This window comes from Arthrobacter sp. D1-17 (assembly GCF_054130535.1).
Genome location: NZ_CP096382.1, coordinates 143,470 through 165,065, shown reverse-complemented (window position 1 = coordinate 165,065; position 21,596 = coordinate 143,470). Strand labels below are relative to the sequence as shown.

Sequence of the window (21,596 nt, the reverse complement as noted above, 5' to 3'; positions counted from 1 at the left end):
TCCCAAGGTCTCAGCCAGGGTTCGGTCTCAATAAGGAACTCCATGCGCTCTTTTTCCCGTTCAATTGCCGCAGCGACCGGGCTGCTGGTCTTCGCCGCCGGACTTGTTTCGCTTCCGGCCAGCCCCACGTTTGCCGCGTCGGATCCCGCAGCGGAGGGCACCGCACTGACGGTGGAATCCCCTGAAGACTTCGAGCACCACTCATACGAGTCGGCGCCGGGCGTCCCTATGGACGGTCCGCCGGAGGGGCTGGCCCTGGATACCGAGGCCGGCACAATGGCTACCGCACCCATCAAGGTCAGGCTAGTCACCGCGAAACTTGCTGACACTGGCACCAGCATTGTCGACGTTGAGGCGGGGAAGCGCGCCATAGCCGCCACCAGCAACTACTGGAAGGCGATGTCAGGCGGCCGTGTCTCCATGACTGTGGAGCCGGCATGGACAAAGGTCGGGCACGTTTCCAAGGCCACGTCCACGCAACCGTACTGGGACGTCATCAACACGATCACCGCGGAGTTGAAGTGGTCCTACAGCACCAACACGGCTCTGGTCATCTTCGTCCCGACAGAGCGGCTGGGAGGCTGGGCCCTCGGCGTCGCCTACAGCAGCAGCGGTAACAGCGGCCGGGTCCTGATGCCAAAAATCAGCGGCTTCACGAATCCAGTGATGACGCACGAGTTCGGACATGTGCTGGGCGCCATGCATGCGGACTCTCTGCAGTGCCGCAGCGGCATTTCCGACGTCGGCACAACGAGCACAGGGCAGTTCCAGGACTCGACCTGCTCCATCCGCGAATACGGTGACAGCACCGACCTGATGGGGATGTCCAGCTACAGCATGCCGGTCATCAGCTCGCCCTCCTGGGAGGCCCGGGGGCTCGGCAACGGCAGGGAAGTACGGAACGTCGGCGTGGCCACGGGTATTAGGACCTACACGCTCCTGCCGTGGGGCGGAACATCTGATTACAGGGCGCTCAAATTCACCGACCCCATCAGTCGGGAGACCTACTACCTCGAGTTGCGTCAGCCTGTGGGCTATGACAACTACTTGAGCAATGACTATGCAGGCAACCGTGGCGTCAAAATCGTCCAGCGCGGCGGGGCCACTGCTGCATCATCGCTGATCCTGATGCCGTCAACCCGGCCGTTCCCGGGTTCGTACGCAACGAATCACACCTGGCAGGCCGGGCAGACATTTGTGACCCATGCCGGAACGCGCGTCACCGTCAAGACTGTCACGGCCACGTCAGCCACCGTCACCATCAACGCCGATCCGGGCACATGGACAAAGATCCAGTTCTCTGCCGGTGATTTCAACGGCGACGGCCGGCCAGACGTCATTTCCCGCGAAGGGGACGGCTCGCTCATGCTGCTCGCCGGCCAGGCCGGAAACAAGATCGGGTCACCGACCCGCTTTGCCGGCGGCTGGAACATCTTCAACACGGTGGTCGGCAATGCCGACTTCACTGGAGACGGAATACCGGACATCTTCGGCCGCACCTCAGGGGGCGAACTGTGGCTGTACCCGGGCAACGGCAACGGCCACTTCCTTCCCCGGATCCGCATCGGCGGCGGCTGGCAGATCTTCCAGCGCATCGTCACTCCCGGTGACGTCACCGGCGACGGCAAGGCGGATCTGGCGGGCATCAAGTCCGATGGGACGTTGTGGGTGTATCCGGGCAATGGCCGGGGCGGCCTGCTGCTTTCAAGCAACGTCGGCTCAGGGTGGGGGGGCTTCAACGCCGTCGCTCCTGCCAGCGGTTTCAGCGGTGCCCGCGGCGGTCTGTTTGCCCGCAATTCGACCGGATCCCTCTTCTTCTATCCGGGCAACGGGAACGGTGGATTCCTGCCGCCCACCGCGCTGGGAGGCGGCTGGGGACCCTTCAAGGACCTGATCGGCGGACAGGACTTTACCGGCGACGGACAGAAGGACCTGCTCGTCACCACGGCAACCGGTCCCGCCGCACTGTACCCCGGAAACCAGAGCGGCAAGTTTGCAACCCGGGTCACCATCGGCACTGGCTGGGACAAGTTCCGCCAGGTCTGGGAAGCCGGCGACGCGACCGGCGACGGCCGATCGGACATTTTCGCGCTCACACCCCAAGGCACCCTGTGGCTCTACCCCGGCAACGGGTCCGGCGCTTTCCAGACCGCACGGCAGCTGAACTCCGGATGGCAGACGTATGACCAGATCTTCAGCGCCGGCAATTTCAACGGAAGCGGCGGGATTGATCTCATAGCACGGGATGCTTCAGGCGTGCTCTGGGTTTACCCCACCGACGGGACAGGCAGGTTGCTGCCGAGAAAGCTGCTGAGCACCACGCTGAAGGGCTTTACCCGATTCCTGTCTCCCGGCGATTTCACCGGCGACGGCAAGAGCGACCTCCTCGCACTGGCACCCGACGGACGTCTCTGGCTCTATCCGGGAAATGGTGTGGGCGGGCTGCAGAGCCCCCGCTCACTGGGGCACGGCTGGAACGCGTTCAACCAGATTGTCAGTGCCGATGACTTCACGGGAGATGGCCGCAATGATCTGATGGCCAGGACCGTGGAAGGCAGGCTGTGGCTTTACCCAGGAAACGGCACAGGCGGTGTTCTTGCCAGGAGGGATCTGGGTGGCAACTGGAACATCTACAAGTCCATAGCCAACGTGGGCCGGTTCGCCGGAACCGCCAGCCCCGGCCTTATCGGGACGGCGCACGATGGCACGCTCTGGCTCTATGCCGGCGACAGGCGGGGCGGCTTCCAGGCGTCCATTCTTAACCCGCGCTGACCGGGTACGCGTCCCCACAATAATGCGGCAGGCTGCGGAAGAATCTCTTCCGCAGCCTGCCGCTGTTCAAGCCGCTTCTGTTCAGCCTTGCTTCTGCTAGGAGCAGCGGTCAGAAACCTACTGCCGCTATACGGGCGGACCGGCATTCGACTTGAGGTTCTTCATCACCAGCGTCGACGTCAGCCGTTCGACGCCGGGCAGGACCGTGAGCTCGGTGTCGTAAAACCGCTGATAGGCCGGAAGGTCCTCGGCAATCACCTTGAGCAGGTAATCCGGCGAACCGAAGAGCCGCTGCGCTTCCACAATATTCGGGTTCCCGGCCACGCGGTTCTCGAAAATCTCCATGGTGGACTGGTCAACCTGCCGCAGCGTCACGAAGACAATCGCCTCAAACCCCAGTCCCACAGCACTCGGGTCGATGTCCGCTTTGTACCCGCGGATCACCCCGGCGCTCTCCAGGTCGCGGAGTCGCCGATGGCAGGGAGCGACAGTGAGCCCGACCTTCGCAGCGAGCGCCGTGGCGGTCATCCGGCCATCCTCTTTTAGGTGGCGCAAAATGTTTCTATCGATATGGTCAAGCACGCAAAAATCTTACTCCTGAAGCGCGGGGCGGCGCGAAATCCGGGAGCACTTATGGTCCCTAATTTCTTAGGCTTTCCACAGAGCCCGTGTAGCTTTTCGCTGGGGCCGTTAAGGAGGAGCAGCGCCGTGAACCCCGAGTTATTCCTAGCGTTCGTGCTGGTCGCTGCGGCCCTGGCCTGCACTCCCGGGGTGGACTGGGCGTACTCCATAGCGGCCGGGCTGGGGCGCCGCAGCTTCGTTCCCGCAGTGGCGGGGTTGTGCAGCGGCTATGTGCTGCACACAGCGCTCATGGTGGCCGGGCTGGCTGCCGTGCTTGCAGCTTCACCGGAGATCCTCGGATGGCTCACTGTGGCCGGGTCGGCCTACCTGCTGTGGCTGGGGGTTGCGACCATACGGTCGTGGCGGGGTGCAAGCTTCACTGTGGCAGACGACCTCAGCACCGGCAGGAACCAGCTGCGGACGTTCTTCCAGGGCATGGGGACAAGCGGCATCAATCCCAAGGGCCTGTTGTTTTTCGTGGCCCTGGTGCCCCAGTTCGTCAGCGCGGAGGCTGCCCTGCCCGTCCCAGTGCAGTCTGGCCTCCTCGGACTGACCTTCGTGCTGCTGGCCGCCGTCGTCTACACCGCTGTGGCCCTGTTGGCCCGCAGGCTACTGCAGTCCAGGCCGGGTGCGGCCCGGCGGGTGACCCTGGCCAGCGGAATCATCATGGTTGGCCTCGGCGCCGCACTCCTCTCCGAACAGCTTCTGCCGCTGGTCCCAAGTCTCTGAGCAAAGGGCACTGAGCAAAGGGCACTGCATCAGGGTTTGCGCTCCATGAACCATTCGGTGAAGGCACTGGCACGTCCGTCCGGGGCAAGCCGGACCACCCACAGGTTCTCGTAGCTGGGCCGGTCATCCAGGTAGGTAGTCCGCCCTTGGACAAAGGCGAGGTCGCCGTCGGTGCCCAGCACGGACCATTCGAACCTCCAGTCCTCGGGCTCGTCAGCGGAGGCGATCCACCGGTCCACGATCTGCTCACGGCCGCGCCAGGCATCAGGGTCGTAGGGGCGAGTGGCGTACACGGCATCCTCGGTGAAGAGCGCCCGGATGTCCTCGGGTTCATTCGTTTCCCATGCAGCAATGTACTTTTCCATCCACTGCCGGATTGCATCAGTCATTTGTCCGTTGTACTCCGGCGGCCACATGCCCACAAGGTCCCGGGAAAGAGGGAACGCGTCAGTCCCCGTCCAGCCGCTTCCACTCCTGTTCCCAGAGCCTGCGTGCCTCCACGTCCTTGCGGATGACCTCAAATGTTTCCAACTCCGCGCGCCTGCGCCGCCAGTCGCGCGGGTTCAGGGATTTGCGGCCATTGTCCAGCGCCAGCATGGCGCGGTCGGTGATGGCGTCATTGCGCAGCGCCATGCTGGTTTTCCGTCGCCGCAGCACCTCCCTTAGCGCCCGCTGAGCATGCTCGTGCGCGCCCAGGCGGCGGAGCGAGCGGGCGCGCACCAGCAGCAGTGCGGCGGACAGGTCATCGGCGTTGAGCAGGCCCTCCGTCCAGATCACCACCTCCTGGTCGCGTCCGAGGGTGTAGGCCAGCGAGCATTTGGCCAGCGCGGTAGGCAACGACGGCGGCAGCATGGTCAGCGCTTCAAGAGCGGCTTCCGTCTGGCCCGTCTCACGCAGGGACTGGGACAGCGCCAGGAACACCGCCTCCTCGCTGAACAGCACCGGAACCTCGATGCGCTCCGCGACCTCAACGCGGGTGAGCACACGCGTGAGATAACTGGCGGCGAACTGGTTCGCTTCGTCGTCGTTCCTGATGCTGAGGCCGCGCTGCAGCAGCTCCACGGCACGCAGGTATCCGCCCTGCTTGTGGGACAACAGGCCGGCCATCACATAGCAAAGTCCGGCCCAGCCGGGGTATTCCCGGCCCAGCGCAATGAGCCGGTTGGGTTCGGTGCTGGTGAAGATTGCATCGTAAACCGCCTTGGCGGGCTTCCCCGGCAGGAGTTTGAGCCTGGGGACGGTGCCTTCCACGCCGATCAGGTCGGAATGCCGCCCGCCCAGTACGCCGTGGATCATCCCGCCCACGCCTTCGGCGATCTCGCGCACGGGCGTCCGGACCTGTCCGGCGCCGAACGGAGTGAGGTCACGGCTGTCGCGGTACATCGGTCCTGGAATCCGCCCGGCGCTCATTCTTCCATGCTAATAGCCAGAGAAATCTAGCCCGAAGCCGCGCCCACCCACACGCCGACCAACCAGGTACTTGCGGCAAGGCAAGCCAGTCCGAATTCCACCAGGATGCCCAGGCCGGTGGCCTTGAGGGCAGCCCAGCTGGTGATCATAGCGGTACGGGCGTTCCGTGTACGCTGGACCTCGCTCAGCAGCAGTCCGGCGGCGAACCCAACGAAAAGGCCCACCACGGGGATGACGAACATGCCCGCGATGCCCAGGACGATGCCCAGCGCAACGCTTCGGTTGGGAATCCGGTGCTGCTTGAGCTTTCGTCCAGCCAACACGGCACTGGCAGCCATGCCTGCAAGCACGAACACCATGCCGATGCCGAAAACCACCCACCCGGTGGTGCCTTCACCTCCCCAGATGGCCCAGGCCAGCAGACTGAGGCCGATCAGGAAGCTGCCCGGCAGGACAGGGATGACGGTGCCGGCCACACCCACGAGGATGGCCGCGCCGCACAGGACAGTCACTACGGTCTCGGGGTTCATTCCCCCAGTCTAGGGTCAGGCAGCAGCGCTGATTTTGCTCCCATACCTTCGGGGGCTGCCGTGTGGCCGCTTCCTCTAGAACGACGACGGCGGCGCCTCCCTGCGAGAGGAGGCACCGCCGTCGTACTGCCGGGTCAGCCGGAGAGACTCAGAGCGCTTCTGCCGCTGCCACTGCCGCGACAGCGGCCGTGACGGCCGGCGCCACGCGCGGGTCAAGCGGGCTCGGCACAATGTAGTCCGCGGACAGATCCTCAGCGGCCAGTTCTGCGATGGCGCGGGCGGCGGCCAGCTTCATGGCCGGGGTGATGCGGCGCGCCCCGGCGTCCAGGGCGCCGCGGAAGATTCCGGGGAAGGCCAGGACGTTATTGATCTGGTTGGGGAAGTCGCTGCGGCCGGTGGCGACGACGGCCGCATACTTTGCGGCGACCTCGGGCAGCACTTCGGGGTCCGGGTTGGAGAGTGCGAACACGATGGAGCTGTGGTTCATCAGCTTCAGGTGTTCCTCGTCCAGCTTCGAGGAGGAGACGCCCACGAAAACGTCAGCGTTCAGCAGGGCTTCGCCCGGGCCGCCTGTGATGCCGCGCGGGTTGCTCCGCTGCGCCATCTGCGCCTTCTTGCTGGCTGGGTCGGCGGCGATGTCGGCACGCTCGCTGTTGATGACACCGCGGGAGTCGAGCAGGACCACGTCCGTGATGCCGGCGGTGAGCAGGATTTCCGCGACGGCGATACCGGCGGCGCCGGCACCGGAAACCACAACACGCAGGCCTTCAATGTCGCGCCCGGTGACCTTGGCGGCTCCGGTCAGCGCGGCCAGGACGACGACGGCGGTGCCGTGCTGGTCGTCATGCATGACGGGGCAGTCGAGCGCCTCGATGAGCTTTTCTTCCAGCTCGAAGCAGCGGGGGGCTGATACGTCCTCGAGGTTGACGGCACCGAAACTGGGGCGCAACCGGACCAGCGTTTCCACGATCTCGTCTACGTCAGTGGTGTTCAGGACCAACGGAATCGAGTCCAGCTCGCCGAAGGCCTTGAACAGGGCGGACTTGCCCTCCATCACCGGGAGGGAAGCGCTGGCACCGATGTTACCAAGGCCGAGTACGGCGGTGCCGTCGCTGACCACGGCCACGAGGCGCTGGGCCCAAGTGTGGGTCTTGGCGAGTTCCGGGTCAGCGTGGATGGCCCGGCTGACCTCGGCAACGCCGGGGGTGTAGGCAATGGACAGGTCACGCTTGTTCGCCAGCGGGACGCTACTTGCGATGGAGAGCTTGCCGCCCTCGTGGGCTGTGAAGATTTCCTGCTCAGTCAGGGCTTCGGCCGCAGTGTTGTCGATAGAGGCGATCGTTTCGGTTGACATCGTTGTCTCCTGGGGCTAGCCGTGGGAGCACGGCACGGGATGGCTCAAGCATCAAAGGGCTCAAGATTGGTCAGGTGCGCGCTTCTCCGACGGCCCGAGGGTGGGGGTCCGCCGGGAAGCCCGCGGCTACGGGGGTGCTAGCCACTCCGGTCCTGCAATCGTAAGCGGGGGAAGAGAGAAGACTTCACCGGAACGGGCCTGATGTCCGGCATGCGGACGTGATTGTGGCCTAAGTCACAGGTTTTCAGGTGAAAAAGCGCTCACAGGTCTAGACCGGTTACGCTGTATGGCGCAGGGCACGGGGCTTAGGGACCAGCACCGAGCATGCTTTCTTGAGGTCTTCCTCCGCTTCGAGCAGCGAGAGCCGCCGGCACCGCACCGACTGGACTAGACCAGTGACCGCCAGGAGCAGCACCTTGGAGATGGCTTCATCGCCGCTGGCGGCCGTCACGGCCCGCTCAGACAGGGCGTCTATCTCCCGCAACAAGGCAGTGGTGTCCCGGTTCCCGACGTAGACGCCCTTGCTGAGGCACTGCTCGACGGCGGGCTGCATGACGCGCATGTGGAATATTTCCATCACCACCCCGGACAGGGCATGGACGCGCACGGTGCCGCCGCCCGGCCAGGTGTTCACCTTCAGTTCGCTCAGCTGGTGCCGGTAGAGAGCAAGCATCAGATGGGCGGGCGAGGGAAAGTAACGGTACAGCGTGCTGAGGGGGACGTTGGCCTGGGCAGCGACCTCGGAAAGGGTCACCGCTTTGAGTCCCTTGCGGGCGAAGCCGGCCGCTACGTCGAGGATGCGGGCATAGCGGGCCTGCTGCCGGGGAAGGGAGGGCGGAGCGGCCATGGGCGGAAGATCTGGATTAAATTCAAGCATCATCAGTCCGAGGGTTGTGATTCCGCGGGAGCCAGGAGAGCCCCCATCCCGATCCTGCCCGCAATTCGGAGTCAACTATACGGCACGGTGTTTACCTGGGCCCGATTTACCTGAGGCCGAGCGCCCCTCAGTCGACGCCCTTGATCTTGACTACGAACACGGCGCCCAGCAGCCCGATAACCGCGGCGGCGACGTAGAGAGAGACGTAGCCGCCCCACAGCGTGACGAAGGGCCAGGCCAGCACCGGGGCAATGACCTGGGGCAGGGAATTTGCAATATTGATGACGCCGAGGTCCTTGCCCCGGTCACCCGCGCTGGGCAGCACCTGGGTGATGAGGGCGAAGTCCACGGCAAGGTACGCGCCGAAGCCGATGCCCAGCACGCTGGCGCCCACAATGCCTCCGACCCAGGTGGGAGCGAAGGCCAGGATCAGGGATGCCAGCGCGATGATTCCGGAGGATGCGATGACCAGCGGCTTGCGCTTGCCCATCCGGTCACTAAGCCGGCCTCCCAGCACGCTGGTGATGATGACGAAGACGGCGTAGAGACCGGTCAGCACCAGCACTCCAACTGCCGGCTCGAGGCCTGCAGTTTCCTTCAGGCGCACAGCATCCGCGAGGAAGAACAGCAGATACAGGGTGACCATGTGGTTGCCGATGTTGACCAGCAGCCGGGTGATCCACGCCCAGGCAAAGTCGGGGTGGCGCAGCGGCCGGACAAAGCCGATCAGGAACTCGGCCCAGTTCAGCCCGGGGCGGGCGGCGGCCGGTAGCGGCGCGTCGTCGCTCTTGAAGAGGTACATAACGACGCCGGCCACCAGCGCTGCCGCACACACTACGTAACCCAGCGCGAAGTTTCCGCTGACGACGGCGGCAATCACCGCGCCGAGCAGGATGCCCACCGTCTGGCCCATCGCCGCCAGCCCGCCGACCGTGGCACGCTGCGGAACAGGAACACGGTCAGGAACGGCAGCGGTAATGGCTGCGTAGGCGCCGTTGCAGCCTGCCTGCACGAGGCACCACAGCAGGGTCATGGCCGCCACGTTCGGGGCTCCGGCCAAACCCACCAGCGCAACCGCACCCAGCACGGCGCCGGCCAGCACCCAAGGCACGCGGCGGCCGTAGCGGGACGTAGTCCGGTCACTAAAGGCGCCAAACAGGGGGTTCACTACGAGCGACACCGCGGCTCCGGCTCCAGTCACCAGGGCGAGGATTGCTTCCTTCTGGCCGGGATCGAAATGCTCGGCCTGCTGCCCAAGCAAGACCTGGATGGGCCCGAAGAAGGCCGCATTGATTCCCAGGTTGACCAGCACCACTCCGCTGATCCACAAGGGCCTGACGCGGGTTGTCGGCTCGGCGAGCGCACCGGCCTGCCGCGCAGCTATCAGGCCGGGCTCGGGAACTGCACCCGGAATGTCGGACAGACTCATGGCAGGCCCCCTGGAACGGTATTGGTCTTGTGAAATCAGACTATCGTGGGACCCGACGTGACTCACGAGCAAGGGAGAACCAATGACCGCTTCGCCTGCCAGCCCTTCCGCCGCCGTCAACACGGCCGACCTTTACGACGAACGCGGTGAGGAACTGAACTCCCTGTCCCTGCAGTTTCAGTCTTTGGGCGGCCACTCACATTTCAGCGGACCGGTCAGGACCATCCGCTGCTTCGAGGACAACGGGCTGGTCAAGTCCACCCTGGCCACGCCCGGCAACGGTGCTGTTCTGGTAGTGGACGGTTCCGGCTCCCTGCGCACCGCCCTGATGGGGGACATGATCGCGGCGAGCGCCGTGGCGAACGGCTGGGCCGGCGTCGTGATCAATGGCGCCATCCGCGACCGGGCGGCGGTCGCAGACATGCCCCTCGGCGTCAAGGCCCTGGGCAGCAACCCACGCAAAAGTTCAAAGGCGGGTGCCGGGGAGACCGACGTTGACGTGCTGATCGACGGCGTGACCATCCGTACGGGCGTCATGATCTGGTGCGACCCGGACGGCATCCTCATAGAGCGCTGAGCTCCTGTGCTCGCCTTCCGGGGTTCTGCAGGGGGTGAGGCGAAGGGCCTGCAGAGGATTTTCGTTGCCTTGGGGAACAAAGCGGGCGGTAACATAGTTACTGAAAGCAACTATCCTTTGCGAATCCGCCTTCTTTCCCTGGAGCACCCATGTCCACAACCACTGCCGGACGAGCGCCCGGAGATACGCTGACCAAACGCCAGACCATCACCGTCATGGTGGGCCTGATGCTTGGCATGTTCCTGTCCTCGCTGGACCAGACCATCGTGTCGACCTCCATCTACACCATCGCCAATGACCTCGACGGGCTCTCCCTGCAGGCCTGGGCCACCACGGCGTACCTGATCACGTCCACGGTGACCACGCCGCTGTACGGCAAGCTCAGCGACATCTTCGGCCGCCGCCCGCTCTACCTTGCAGCCATCGTGATCTTCCTGGCCGGCTCGCTGTACGCAGGGTCCGTGCACTCGATGACGGAACTCGCCATCGCCCGCGGCCTCCAAGGCATGGGCGCCGGCGGCCTGCTGGCCCTTGCGCTGACCATCATCGGCGACATCGTCTCGCTGAAGGACCGGGCCAAGTTCCAGGGCTACTTCATGTCCGTTTTCGGCATCTCCTCGGTACTCGGCCCCGTGGTGGGCGGCGCGTTTGCGGGTTCCGCCAACATCCTCGGCTTCGACGGCTGGCGCTGGGTGTTCTTCATCAACCTGCCCATCGGCCTGGCCGCCCTGGTGGTGGTGTACCTCTACCTCCACCTGCCCGCCAAGCACGTCAAGCAGAAGATCGACTACTGGGGCGCGGCGGCCATCACCCTGGCCATCGTCCCGCTGCTCCTCGTGGCCGAGCAGGGCCGCAGCTGGGGCTGGTCTTCGGCCGCATCCATCCTTTGCTACGGCCTCGGCATCATCGGCATCATCGCGTTCCTGCTGGCCGAGAAGCGGGCCGGGGACTACGCACTGATCCCGCTGCGCCTCTTCCGCAACATGACGTTCGGCCTGTCTTCGGTGCTGAACTTCATCATCGGCATCGGCATGTTCGGCGCGATCGCCATGCTCCCGATGTACCTGCAGCTGGTCAAGGGCCTCACTCCCACCGAGGCCGGCCTGATGATGATCACCTTCACCATCGGCATTCTCTCCGGCTCCATCACCGCAGGCCGCACCATTTCGGCATCGGGAACCTACCGCATCTTCCCGATCCTCGGAACCGCGATCCTGACCACCGCCGCCGCCGTCATGGGCCTGTCCCTCGGGGCCGACACGGAGCTCTGGGTGCCGGGACTGATCGCCGTTTTCTTCGGCCTGGGCCTGGGCTTCTGCATGCAGCCGCTCACCCTGGCCATGCAGGTCTCCGTGCCGCCAAAGGACATGGGCGTGGGCACCTCCTCCGCCGCGTTCTTTCGATCCATGGGCGGCGCGGTAGGCACGGCAGTGTTCATCTCCATGCTCTTCAGCCTGGCCGCCGACAAAATCGCCGCCGCCATGAAGGACGCGACCCGGAACGCCGACTACCTGAAGGTGCTTAATGATCCTGCGGTGGCGGCGGACCCCGCCAACGCCAAGCTCTACGAGTTCTTCAAGAACGGCGCCAGCAACGACTCGCTCAACGACACCAGCTGGCTGCACGCGGCGGACCCGGTACTCACCCGGCCGATCACCGAGGGCTTTGCGCAATCTATCGACGCCGTGATGCTCACCGCCGCCGCCCTGACCGGCATCGCCTTCCTGATCAGCTTCGCCCTGCCGAACAAGAAGCTGACAGACCCGAAAGCTGCCAGGGCCGCTGAGGCTGGGAAGGGCGCTTCTGCCGCCAAGGCCGAGGCCGTACGCCCGCAGTAAGCAGGCTCCTGGACCGACAGCACCGTGTCCTCGCGCAGCACCGTGTCCTCGCGCAGCACCGTGTCCTCGCGCTGCCCGGCGGTATCAACCGGTGTGAGGCCGGACTTTTTGGACAGCACGGCGGCGACGTTCCGCACCGCCAGTTCCCCCATGGCGTGATTCGGTAGAGCGGCGAACAGTCCGCCATCCGCAATGGCCAGCCCCTGTGCAACCCGGTATGAACGGAGTACATTTCCCGGTACGGCTTCGGTTTTTGTTACTTGTCTTGAGCCCCGTTGCCTAGACCGGGAACCCGTCAGACGTTCGACACCGGTTGCAGTATGGACGGTCTCGCGTATCAGGGAATGCCTTTACTGGGAAGACGGCACAGGGGACGGCTTCCTTCATCGGGTCATCAGGACCCCGGAGTGAGGACATTGACATGCTCAACAATAAAAAATGTTCGCCTGTTGCGGCCATTTTGCTGGGTTCACTGCTGCCCGGCATGATCATCGCAACGCCGGCAGTAGCTGCCGTTTCAGTTTCCAAGGCGGAGGTCAGCGGTTCAGCGCTGCGTATCGAGGGAACCGCTATTGCCTCCCGCGACATCAGCGTCGATAACGTGGTGATGGGCCGCAGCGACAGCTCGGGTAAGTTCCGCATCGAGCGTGACCCGTACACAGCGCCCGGAGATTGCACTGTGGATCTGCGGGACGGCTCAACGACTGTGACCACCAGGACCTTGGCCGGGTGCACCGTGACCCAACCGCCGACGTCGGACAGCACTCCTCCCAGCACACCTACTAATCTCACCGCAGCACTTTCGGGCACCACCGCGAACCTCACGTGGACTGCCAGCAGCGATAACGTGGGCGTCACCGGGTATCGCGTGACCCGTAACGGAACCGTGCTAGCTGGCACCGTCACTGGCACGTCCTTCTCCAACTCCGGTCTTGCTGCAGGAACGTACACCTACACCGTGGCCGCGGTAGACGGTGCGGGCAATGTTTCTGCGGCCAGCAACAGCGCATCGGTGACGGTGCCGGAACCTCCGGCCACGGACACCACCGCCCCCTCGGTACCGACAAACCTGAACACCACTATTGTCGGCTCCACCGTCAGCCTCAGCTGGGCAGACAGTACGGATGACACACGGGTGGCCGGTTACCGGGTCAACCGAAACGGCGCCCTCCTGGCTACGACGGATTCGGCAAGCTTCACCGACTCCGGCCTCGCCGCTGGCACCTATACGTACACCGTCGCCGCTTTCGACGCCGCCGGGAATACCTCCGCCGCTTCCAGTAGCGCTTCGGCGACGGTAGCAGCATCCGAGCAACTGACTTTCCTGACTCCGGCACAAATGCCAGATGCCACGGTGGGACAGGCCTACTTGGGCTATATCGTATGCAGTGATCCGCCCGGACCCTCGACGTTCAAGTTCAAACTAACCTCCGGCAGTGTTCCCGACGGAACGCGCTTCGTCGGAAACACTCTCGAGAACAGGCCTGAGGCCAGGGTCACCGGCACACCGACGAGGACCGGTACGTTCACCTTTACCGTGGAGGTCAAGGACAACACCGGCGCGACGGCGCGCAGGACCTTTACGATCAGGGTCCTGCCCGCATAGCTTCGACGCGCTGGTGAACGGCCCAGTTCGCAGGCCGGAGTCCCACCGAAGGTTCTCGGCCTAGCACCACCATAGTTCTCCTGCGGCCGGTCGGCGGCGCCCCTTATTCCCGGTAAGCACAACGGAAGGAACGACGACGGCGGGACATCCTGCCGTCGTCGTTCTGTGTCCCGAAGTGGAACAGCAGGCGGTGACGTGGCACACTGTTAGGCGCGTGTGCGCCGGCTATCTGGCCGGTACCGCAGCCGACGACGTCCGCACCGCAGAAAAACCACCCCCCAAGCCAAGGGAGATCCATGTCCACCGCCCATGAGCACATCACCGCCAAGATCCCGAAAAGGGTCATTTGGCTGGCGCTTGCCGGCGCCGTGGGGGGCTTCCTCTTCGGCTTTGACTCCTCGGTGGTGAACGGTGCCGTCGACGCCATGAAGGACGAATTCGCACTGAGCGAAGCGGTGACCGGCTTTGCCGTGGCCGTTGCCCTGCTGGGATGCGCGGCCGGCGCGTACATGGCCGGAAAGGTCGCGGACCGCTACGGCCGCATTCCCGCCATGAAGCTGGGTGCCCTGCTGTTCCTGGTCAGCGCACTCGGCACCGGTTTCGCCTTCAGTGTCTGGGACCTCATCTTCTGGCGTCTCGTCGGCGGCCTGGGCATCGGCCTCGCCTCGGTGATTGCCCCGGCCTACATCTCCGAGATCTCCCCGCGCCACGTCCGCGGCCGCCTCGCTTCCCTGCAGCAGCTGGCCATCACCACCGGTATCTTCGCCGCCCTGCTGTCTGATGCACTTTTCGCAACCTCCGCCGGCGGTGCCGACCAGCCGTTCTGGCTCGGCATCGAGGCCTGGCGCTGGATGTTCCTGGGCGCCGTGCTGCCCGCCGTCGTCTACGGCTGGATCTCCTACACCCTGCCCGAATCACCGCGCTTCCTCGTGATCCAGGGCAATGAAGCCGAAGCACGGAAGGTCTTTGATTCCATCGCCCCTGACGAGGACACCGACCGCCATCTCCGCGAGATCCGCGAGGCCATCGAGGAAGACGAACTGGCCGGGCTGAAGGGATCGCTGCGCGGCAAGACCTTCGGCCTGCAGGCGGTCGTCTGGATCGGCATCACGCTGTCCGTCCTGCAGCAGTTCGTGGGCATCAACGTGATTTTCTACTACTCCACCACCCTGTGGAAGGCCGTGGGCTTCGAGGAGAAGGACTCGCTCACCATCTCGGTAGCCACCTCCATCACCAACATCCTGGTGACCCTCGTAGCGATCGCCCTCGTCGACCGCATCGGCCGCCGCCCCATCCTGCTGGCCGGCTCCATCGGCATGGCCGTCTCGCTGGCCGCCATGGCCGTCGCCTTCGCCTCGGCACGGGGCACAGGATCAGAGATCTCGCTGCCCGGTGCATGGGGCCCCGTCGCCCTCGTTGCCGCCAACGTCTTCGTTATCAGCTTCGGCGCGTCCTGGGGCCCGCTGGTGTGGGTCCTGCTCGGTGAAATCTTCCCGTCCCGCATCCGCGCCCGCGCCCTGGGCCTGGCGGCAGCCGCCCAATGGATCGCCAACTTCGCCATCACCCTGAGTTTTCCCGTGATGGCAGCAGCTTCCCTGCCGCTGACGTACGCGATGTACGCGCTGTTCGCCGCAGCGTCATTCTTCTTCGTCATGTACAAGGTGCCGGAGACAAACGGCATGTCGCTGGAACAGGCTGAAACCCTGTTTGTTCCGAAGGGGTCCGTTAAGGTCTGACCGGCCCTTAGCACCCGGACATGTCGAGGCGCCAACGTTCCGCTGGGATGTTGGCGCCTCTTTGCTTGTGCCGCCCTGTCCTGCGGTTCTTCCCGGGAGGCTCTTCGCTTGCGGGGTCTTTTGCGGTTTTCCTGGGGCGTTGGCTCCCTGTGAATATCCCGCCGGGCGGGACGGCAGCATCCTGCAGTACGGGTGGGTTCGGCCGCAGCAGGACTACCCTGTTGTCATGAGCAACACCGAAGCCGTCCCTCGGGAAATGCTGTGCGAAGCAGCAGAGGCAGCGAGCGACATCGAAATCCTCGTTCCCCGGGCTGTGCCGCTGGGCGGCCCGCGCGCCATGGACGTCCGCCGCACCCTGCCCCAGCGCCAGCGCAGCCTCATCGGTGCCTGGTGCTTCCTTGACCACTACGGCCCGGACCGGGTGGGTGCTACCGGAGGCATGCAGGTTCCCCGCCACCCGCACACCGGCCTTCAGACCGTCAGCTGGCTGTTCACCGGCGAGGTTGAGCACCGCGACTCCGCGGGATACCACGCCATGGTCCGGCCCGGGGAGATCAACCTCATGACGGCCGGCAGGGGCATCAGCCACTCGGAGTTTTCCACGCCCAACACAGAGATCCTGCACGGCGCCCAGCTCTGGGTGGCCCTGCCTGACACCGCCCGGCACATGGAGCCAACCTTCGAAAGCTACCGGCCTGAACCCGTTGCGGGAGAAGGATGGGCGCTGCGGGTCTTCCTGGGCACGCTCGCCGGCAGCACGTCCCCCGTCACCACCCACAGCCCGTTGCTTGGCGCCGAAATCCTGCTCGAACCCGGGGCGAGCCTCGAACTGGCACTTGACTCCGCCTTTGAGCACGGCGTTCTGCTGGATGCAGGAATCCTGCAGCTGGACGGAAATCTGCTGGAGAAAGACCACTTGGCATTCCTGCCGGTGGGACGCACCGCCTTGACTCTCACCGCCAGCGGGGAGCCGGTGCGGATGCTCCTCATCGGAGGGGAACCACTGGGCGAACAGATCCTCATGTGGTGGAACTTCGTCGGCCGCAGCCATGAGGAGATCGTCAGCTACCGGGAGCAGTGGCAGGCCGAGATTGGGGCGGAGCCCGCGCCCGGGAATCCAGCAGAGGAGCTCCCGGGCACGCTGCGCTTCGGCAGGTTCCCTCCCGGCCAGCCCGCACCGCTTCCTGCTCCGGCACTGCCGACCACCCGCCTGCGGCCCCGGGGGTAAGCGGGCTTGCTCCTTAAGCTGGCTTAGTCTCTTAAGCAGGCTTGGTCTTACGCGGGCTCCCGAACGATGTCGCCGGCGTGCTCGGCTATCCAGGCCACCAAGGGCAACATCAGGGCGGCAAGCTCCCGGCCGCGCCCGGTAAGGCTGTAATCAACCCTGGGAGGAATCGTCGCCTGGGCATCACGCTGCACAAAGCCGTCGCCTTCGAGCGTCTTCAGCGTCTGCGCAAGCATCTTCTCGCTGATGCCCTCAGCCCGCCGGCGCAACTCACTCCAGCGGTGGGGCCGCTCGGACAGAGCGACCAGAATCAAGACGCCCCATTTGCTGGTGACGTGGTCCAGGACCGTCCGGCTCGGACAACCTGCCGGAAAAATGCCGCCCACGGAAGGGAAGACAGGCATAACGGCGGAAGTGCTTACTTTCATCATAGGAACTTACCTTAAAGTGCGTACTCTCTTTTGGGAAGTATCCTCCACCGCAGCGGGTTGCAGACATTGACAGTCATCCACGTGTGAAAGGACCATCATGACTTTTGTTATCACCGGTGTCACTGGCAGCCTCGGCCGCCTCGTCGTCGAGGCACTCCTCGACCAGGAAGTTCCTGCTGGCCGGATTGTGGCCACCGGGCGGGACGTCGCCAAGATTGCGGATCTGGCCGATCGGGGCGTTCAGGTGCGCCCGATCGACTACAACGACCCCAGTTCTCTCCGGAAAGCGTTCCAGGGTGCCGAGAAGCTGCTCCTGATCTCAGGCAGTGAAGTAGGCCAGCGGATTGAGCAGCACCGCAACGCCATCAATGCCGCGAAAGAGGCCGGCGTTGCGTTCGTCGCCTATACCAGTGTGGCCAAGGCGGACAGCACCGGGATGCAGCTGGCAGCAGAACACCAGGCAACGGAAGAGCTCCTGCGTGCTTCCGGCGTCCCGTTTACCCTGCTTCGCAACAGCTGGTACCTGGAAAACTATACTGAGCAGCTGGCCGTGCACCTCCAGCACGGAGCCGTTCTGGGCAGCGCCGGCGTGGGACAGGTCAGCGCTGCCACCCGGGCCGACTACGCCCAGGCAGCGGCAGCGGTACTACTCAAGGATGGACACGCCGGGAAGGTCTACGAGCTCGGCGGCGACCAAGCCTTCACCCTCGACGACCTCGCCGAGGCGATCACCGCCGTCACGGGACAGCCGGTCAAGTACCAGAACCTGCCGGCCGAGCAGTATGCGAAGGTGCTTCAGGACGCCGGACTGCCGGAGGCCTATGCCGCCATTCTGGCGGACAGCGACCTCGGCATAGCCCGCGGCGACCTGCTCGTCACCGGCCGCGACCTCAGCTCCCTCATCGGCCGGCCCACCACGCCGTTGCGGGAAGCAGTGCAGGCAGCGGCCAACGGCCTCTCCGGCCGGTAACCCTCTCGCACATCCTGCCGGCAATCCACCGGCGCTCCTGCACTTTTCGCAGCCCATCCACGGACGCTCCTGCAGATCTTGCAATCAAGTGCCGACCCCTGGCGACAGGTGAGAGAGCGTCCCGGTGAAAAGGACAGGATGTGAGAGAGCGTCCGGGAAAAGCCGACAGGATGTGAGAGAGCGTCGGTTGGGGTAGAAGACGACGCCGGAACCCGAGTGAGTTCCGGCGTCGTCTTGTTCCTGGGTCGTCTGCCTGGCCTGGTCGCCGTGTTGGTTCCTAGAGCGCGGCTGTCACGCCCTCCGCCTTGCGCTCCTCAACGAGGCCGCAGACCGGCGCGAAGAGCGGGTGGTCGGGGGTGAGCCCGGTGATCCGCTCGGTCGCCTCAGCAGGTTCGGTGGAGGTGAGGATCTGCCCAAGTTCAACTGCCTCGGTATCGGCAGGGTCGTTGAAGCGGAGGGCAGAAGCGATCGCCCCCAGCAGGGCCTCGGGCACGATGCCGCGCTCGGCCAACTCGGCGGCCGGGCCGATAAAGCGTTCGTGCCGGCTGAGCTTGCGCAGCGGTGCCCGGCCCACGCGGTGCACCGTGTCAGGCAGGTACGGGTTTGTGAAGCGGCCCAGGATTTTTTGCACGTAGGCTTCCTGCTCGTCATGGGTGAACCCGTGCTTGGTCACGAGCAGCTGCTTGGTCTCATCAAGCACCGCCCGCACGTCAGCGGCCACATCCTGGTCCGCCATGGCATCGGAAATCTTCTCGAAACCGGCTTCGAAACCAAAGTAGGCAGCGGAGGCGTGGCCGGTATTGACCGTGAACAGCTTGCGCTCAATGTAGGGCCCCAGCTCGTCCACGAAAGTGGCACCGGGAATCACCGGCGCCGCCCCGCCGAACGGAGTCCGGTCGATGACCCACTCGTAGAACGTTTCCACCGTGACATCGAGGCCCTGCCCGGGTTCCTGGTTGGGCACGATCCGGTCCACCGCGGTGTTGGCGAACACTGCGGCCTCTGACAGAGAGCCCGCGGCGTCATCCCAGGACGAGACGATGGCCTCGCGCAGGATGTCCGTGGCGTTGATGGCGTTCTCGCAGGCCATCACCTGAAGCGGTGCCGAACCCGGGGCCCGTGCGGCGATGCCCTTGGTGATCGCCGGAGCCACGAACTTCAGGATGTGCGGCCCCACAGCGGTGGTGACGATATCCGCCGTTGCAATTTCCTCGATCAGCTGCGCCTCCTGGATGCCGGAGTTCACCGCCCGGAAGTTGTCCACCGTGCGCACCGCGGGGTTCTCCCCCACCTCGTGCACCTGGTAGCTCTCCGCATCGGAAAGCTGGGCGATGAGAGCCTCCGCAACATCGGCGAAGACCACCTCGTACCCGGCATCGTGCAGGAGCAGTCCCACGAAGCCGCGGCCGATGTTGCCGGCTCCGAAATGTACAGCCTTCACTATGCGTTGACCTTTCCGAAGAGCTCCAGGACTTCGTCCACGGAGGTCGCCGCCTCAAGCTGCGCCACCTGCGCCTTGTTCGTGAAGACCTTGGCAATCGAGGACAGGATATGCAGGTGCTCATTGTTGACGCCGGCGACGCCCACCACGAACTTCACCTGCTTGCCGTTCCAGTCGATGCCCTCCGGGTACCGGATTACCGAGACGGCAGACTTCCTGATGTGGTCCTTGGCCGCGTTGGTTCCGTGCGGGATAGCAAGGAAGCTGCCCATGTATGTGGACACGGATTCCTCACGCTCGTGCATGGCGCGGATGTAGTCAGTGTCCACCGCGCCGCGTGCCAGCAGGAGCTGCCCCGCTTCGTCGATGGCCGCGTCCCGCGTGGTGGCGGAACCGCTGAGGACCACGCTCTCCGCTACCAGAATGTCCGACGGCGCGGTGCCGGTTTCGGGGGCGGCCCCGGCTTCCGCTGCGGGAGCCGGGGCGGCCGCGTCCGCGGCGGAAGCAGACGTTCCGGCGGCGTTGCTGCGCTGGACCAGTTCCACGATCTCGTCATACCGCGGGCTGTTCATAAAGTTGTCCACGGAGACATGGAGGGCACCGGACGTGGCAGGCTTGGCGCGTTCGGTGAGGTCCTGGTGGGTGACCACCACGTCGTAGGTGTCGCTGAGGTTGGCGATGGAGGCATTAGTGACCTTGACGTCCGGGAACCCGGCATCCTTGATCTTGTTTCGCAGCACAGAGGCGCCCATCGCGCTCGAACCCATGCCGGCGTCGCAGGCAAAGACGATGTTCTTGATGGGGCCCGCCATGACTGCAACGCCGCCTGCACCTGCACCCGCGCCTGTCAGGGCGGAGGAGACGGAGCTCTTCTTGCCTTTCATGGCTTCCATCTTGGAGGTGGCAGTGCTGAGGGCATCTTCCTCGGTTTCACCCACCGGAGTCTTGCTGGCCTTCAGGAGTACCGCGGCGATCAGGAAGGAGACGGTGGCAGCGAGCAGGACCGAGAGGATCACTCCGACGTAGCTGTCGCGGGAAGTCTGGGCGACCACGGCGATGATGGACCCTGGAGCCGCCGGCGCCACGAGCCCGGAATTGGTGACAGCCAGGGTCGCGATGCCGGTCATGCCACCGGCGATTGCGGCGAGGATGAGGATCGGCTTCATCAGCACATAGGGGAAGTAGATCTCGTGGATGCCGCCGAAGAAGTGGATGATGGCCGCGCCGGGAGCCGATGCTTTGGCCAGGCCCTTGCCGAAGAACATGTAGGCGAGGAGGATGCCCAGGCCCGGGCCGGGGTTGGCTTCAAGCAGGAACAGGATCGACTTGCCCTGCTCCAGGGACTGCTGGACGCCCAGCGGGGTCAGCACGCCGTGGTTGATGGCGTTATTGAGGAAGAGCACCTTGGCCGGTTCGATGAAGATGCTGGTCAGCGGCAGCAGGCCGTTGTTGACCAGGAACTGGACCACGTTGCCGGCCCCGGTGCTGAAGGCGGTGACCAGCGGGGAGATGCCATAGAAGCCGAGCATGGCCAGCAGGGCGCCCCAAATGCCGGCCGAGAAGTTATTCACCAGCATCTCGAAGCCCGGCCGGATCTTGCCCTCCCAGATGGAGTCGATCTTCTTCATGGTCCAGCCGCCCAGCGGCCCCATGATCATTGCCCCGATAAACATCGGGATGCCGGCGCCGACGATTACGCCCATGGTGCCGATGGCCCCCACGACACCGCCGCGGACGTCGTACACCATCCGGCCGCCCGTGTACGCAATCAGGAGAGGCAGCAGGTAAGTGATCATGGGACCCACGAGCCCGGTGTTCGGCACACCCTCGGCATTCGTGCCGAAGCCGCCAAGCTGCGGGACGGGGACCCAGCCCTTTTCTATGAAGAGCGCAGTAATGATGCCCCAGGCGATGAACGCGCCGATGTTGGGCATGATCATGCCGGAGAGGAACGTCCCGAACTTCTGGACGTGCACCCGTGCGCTGGTCTTGGGTTTTGCAACTGTCTCTGTTGCCATGTGATTTCCTAACCGTGATTCCTGCTGCTCCG

Annotated in this window: 18 protein-coding genes; 8 read left to right on the top strand and 10 right to left on the bottom strand. The window is 64.7% G+C overall.

Annotated features, from left to right (window positions below; translation table 11 throughout):
- Positions 1 to 42 precede the first annotated feature (42 nt).
- Complete coding sequence (locus M1E01_RS00775; protein WP_457973230.1) at positions 43 to 2,772, top strand: FG-GAP-like repeat-containing protein; 2,730 nt, start codon at positions 43 to 45, stop codon at positions 2,770 to 2,772.
- Positions 2,773 to 2,898: 126 nt separating this feature from the next.
- On the opposite strand, the gene M1E01_RS00770 is transcribed toward M1E01_RS00775, so the two are convergent.
- Positions 2,899 to 3,354: an Lrp/AsnC family transcriptional regulator gene (locus M1E01_RS00770; RefSeq protein WP_457973229.1), complete on the bottom strand. Its 456-nt coding sequence runs from the start codon at positions 3,352 to 3,354 to the stop codon at positions 2,899 to 2,901.
- Positions 3,355 to 3,480: 126 nt separating this feature from the next.
- On the opposite strand from M1E01_RS00770, the gene M1E01_RS00765 reads away from it, so the two are divergent.
- The gene (locus tag M1E01_RS00765) at positions 3,481 to 4,122 is read left to right on the top strand and encodes a LysE family translocator (RefSeq protein ID WP_457973228.1); all 642 of its coding nucleotides are present in this window, start codon (positions 3,481 to 3,483) and stop codon (positions 4,120 to 4,122) included.
- Between the two features lie 29 nt (positions 4,123 to 4,151).
- Here M1E01_RS00765 and M1E01_RS00760 read toward each other — a convergent pair whose 3' ends face one another.
- From M1E01_RS00760 to M1E01_RS00735, 6 genes are all read right to left on the bottom strand, one after another.
- Entirely contained in the window at positions 4,152 to 4,511 is a 360-nt protein-coding gene (locus tag M1E01_RS00760) for a nuclear transport factor 2 family protein (protein ID WP_457973227.1), read from the bottom strand.
- A 58-nt stretch (positions 4,512 to 4,569) separates the two neighbouring features.
- The gene (locus tag M1E01_RS00755; RefSeq protein WP_457973226.1) at positions 4,570 to 5,532 is read right to left on the bottom strand and encodes a tetratricopeptide repeat protein; all 963 of its coding nucleotides are present in this window, start codon (positions 5,530 to 5,532) and stop codon (positions 4,570 to 4,572) included.
- A 26-nt stretch (positions 5,533 to 5,558) separates the two neighbouring features.
- Positions 5,559 to 6,062: a DUF456 domain-containing protein gene (locus M1E01_RS00750; RefSeq protein WP_457973225.1), complete on the bottom strand. Its 504-nt coding sequence runs from the start codon at positions 6,060 to 6,062 to the stop codon at positions 5,559 to 5,561.
- Positions 6,063 to 6,210: 148 nt separating this feature from the next.
- Positions 6,211 to 7,416 carry an NAD(P)-dependent malic enzyme gene (locus tag M1E01_RS00745; protein ID WP_457973224.1) on the bottom strand — a complete coding sequence of 402 codons (1,206 nt, stop codon included), beginning with the start codon at positions 7,414 to 7,416 and terminating at the stop codon, positions 6,211 to 6,213.
- 277 nt (positions 7,417 to 7,693) lie between these two features.
- Positions 7,694 to 8,293, bottom strand: a complete 600-nt coding sequence (locus tag M1E01_RS00740) for a TetR/AcrR family transcriptional regulator (RefSeq protein ID WP_457975027.1) — start codon at positions 8,291 to 8,293, stop codon at positions 7,694 to 7,696.
- A gap of 127 nt (positions 8,294 to 8,420) precedes the next feature.
- Positions 8,421 to 9,722 carry an MFS transporter gene (locus M1E01_RS00735; protein WP_457973223.1) on the bottom strand — a complete coding sequence of 434 codons (1,302 nt, stop codon included), beginning with the start codon at positions 9,720 to 9,722 and terminating at the stop codon, positions 8,421 to 8,423.
- A gap of 82 nt (positions 9,723 to 9,804) precedes the next feature.
- On the opposite strand from M1E01_RS00735, the gene rraA reads away from it, so the two are divergent.
- The 5 genes from rraA to M1E01_RS00710 all read left to right on the top strand — a co-directional run bounded on the left by rraA (position 9,805) and on the right by M1E01_RS00710 (position 16,707).
- Complete coding sequence (rraA, locus tag M1E01_RS00730) at positions 9,805 to 10,299, top strand: ribonuclease E activity regulator RraA (protein WP_457973222.1); 495 nt, start codon at positions 9,805 to 9,807, stop codon at positions 10,297 to 10,299.
- A 149-nt stretch (positions 10,300 to 10,448) separates the two neighbouring features.
- Positions 10,449 to 12,137, top strand: a complete 1,689-nt coding sequence (locus M1E01_RS00725) for an MDR family MFS transporter (RefSeq protein ID WP_457973221.1) — start codon at positions 10,449 to 10,451, stop codon at positions 12,135 to 12,137.
- Positions 12,138 to 12,558: 421 nt separating this feature from the next.
- A complete protein-coding gene (locus M1E01_RS00720) occupies positions 12,559 to 13,743 on the top strand; it encodes a fibronectin type III domain-containing protein (RefSeq protein ID WP_457973220.1) in 1,185 nt (394 codons plus the stop codon).
- A gap of 296 nt (positions 13,744 to 14,039) precedes the next feature.
- Positions 14,040 to 15,479 (top strand): sugar porter family MFS transporter, encoded by a 1,440-nt coding sequence (locus tag M1E01_RS00715; RefSeq protein ID WP_457973219.1) that lies wholly within the window; start codon positions 14,040 to 14,042, stop codon positions 15,477 to 15,479.
- A gap of 226 nt (positions 15,480 to 15,705) precedes the next feature.
- On the top strand, positions 15,706 to 16,707 hold the full coding sequence (locus tag M1E01_RS00710; RefSeq protein WP_457973218.1) for a pirin family protein: 1,002 nt from the start codon (positions 15,706 to 15,708) through the stop codon (positions 16,705 to 16,707).
- Positions 16,708 to 16,754: 47 nt separating this feature from the next.
- On the opposite strand, the gene M1E01_RS00705 is transcribed toward M1E01_RS00710, so the two are convergent.
- Positions 16,755 to 17,132 (bottom strand): winged helix-turn-helix transcriptional regulator, encoded by a 378-nt coding sequence (locus tag M1E01_RS00705; protein WP_457975026.1) that lies wholly within the window; start codon positions 17,130 to 17,132, stop codon positions 16,755 to 16,757.
- Positions 17,133 to 17,232: 100 nt separating this feature from the next.
- Between M1E01_RS00705 and M1E01_RS00700 the strand changes: the two genes are divergently transcribed.
- Positions 17,233 to 18,105 carry an SDR family oxidoreductase gene (locus M1E01_RS00700; RefSeq protein WP_457973217.1) on the top strand — a complete coding sequence of 291 codons (873 nt, stop codon included), beginning with the start codon at positions 17,233 to 17,235 and terminating at the stop codon, positions 18,103 to 18,105.
- Between the two features lie 277 nt (positions 18,106 to 18,382).
- On the opposite strand, the gene M1E01_RS00695 is transcribed toward M1E01_RS00700, so the two are convergent.
- Positions 18,383 to 19,546, bottom strand: a complete 1,164-nt coding sequence (locus M1E01_RS00695; RefSeq protein ID WP_457973216.1) for a mannitol-1-phosphate 5-dehydrogenase — start codon at positions 19,544 to 19,546, stop codon at positions 18,383 to 18,385.
- A complete protein-coding gene (locus tag M1E01_RS00690) occupies positions 19,546 to 21,564 on the bottom strand; it encodes a PTS mannitol transporter subunit IICBA (RefSeq protein WP_457973215.1) in 2,019 nt (672 codons plus the stop codon). The genes M1E01_RS00695 and M1E01_RS00690 overlap by 1 nt, the downstream gene beginning before the upstream one ends.
- Between the last annotated feature and the right edge of the window lie 32 nt (positions 21,565 to 21,596).

What these genes read in the sequence shown, in the direction of transcription:
- rraA (WP_457973222.1), top strand. Translation starts at nt 9,805, where the DNA reads ATGACCGCTTCGCCTGCCAGCCCTTCCGCCGCCGTCAACACGGCCGAC.
- M1E01_RS00710 (WP_457973218.1), top strand. Translation starts at nt 15,706, where the DNA reads ATGAGCAACACCGAAGCCGTCCCTCGGGAAATGCTGTGCGAAGCAGCA.
- M1E01_RS00775 (WP_457973230.1), top strand. Translation starts at nt 43, where the DNA reads ATGCGCTCTTTTTCCCGTTCAATTGCCGCAGCGACCGGGCTGCTGGTC.
- M1E01_RS00720 (WP_457973220.1), top strand. Translation starts at nt 12,559, where the DNA reads ATGCTCAACAATAAAAAATGTTCGCCTGTTGCGGCCATTTTGCTGGGT.
- M1E01_RS00745 (WP_457973224.1), bottom strand. Translation starts at nt 7,416, where the DNA reads ATGTCAACCGAAACGATCGCCTCTATCGACAACACTGCGGCCGAAGCC.
- M1E01_RS00705 (WP_457975026.1), bottom strand. Translation starts at nt 17,132, where the DNA reads ATGAAAGTAAGCACTTCCGCCGTTATGCCTGTCTTCCCTTCCGTGGGC.
- M1E01_RS00735 (WP_457973223.1), bottom strand. Translation starts at nt 9,722, where the DNA reads ATGAGTCTGTCCGACATTCCGGGTGCAGTTCCCGAGCCCGGCCTGATA.
- M1E01_RS00700 (WP_457973217.1), top strand. Translation starts at nt 17,233, where the DNA reads ATGACTTTTGTTATCACCGGTGTCACTGGCAGCCTCGGCCGCCTCGTC.
- M1E01_RS00760 (WP_457973227.1), bottom strand. Translation starts at nt 4,511, where the DNA reads ATGACTGATGCAATCCGGCAGTGGATGGAAAAGTACATTGCTGCATGG.
- M1E01_RS00755 (WP_457973226.1), bottom strand. Translation starts at nt 5,532, where the DNA reads ATGAGCGCCGGGCGGATTCCAGGACCGATGTACCGCGACAGCCGTGAC.
- M1E01_RS00715 (WP_457973219.1), top strand. Translation starts at nt 14,040, where the DNA reads ATGTCCACCGCCCATGAGCACATCACCGCCAAGATCCCGAAAAGGGTC.
- M1E01_RS00690 (WP_457973215.1), bottom strand. Translation starts at nt 21,564, where the DNA reads ATGGCAACAGAGACAGTTGCAAAACCCAAGACCAGCGCACGGGTGCAC.
- M1E01_RS00725 (WP_457973221.1), top strand. Translation starts at nt 10,449, where the DNA reads ATGTCCACAACCACTGCCGGACGAGCGCCCGGAGATACGCTGACCAAA.
- M1E01_RS00740 (WP_457975027.1), bottom strand. Translation starts at nt 8,293, where the DNA reads ATGCTTGAATTTAATCCAGATCTTCCGCCCATGGCCGCTCCGCCCTCC.
- M1E01_RS00750 (WP_457973225.1), bottom strand. Translation starts at nt 6,062, where the DNA reads ATGAACCCCGAGACCGTAGTGACTGTCCTGTGCGGCGCGGCCATCCTC.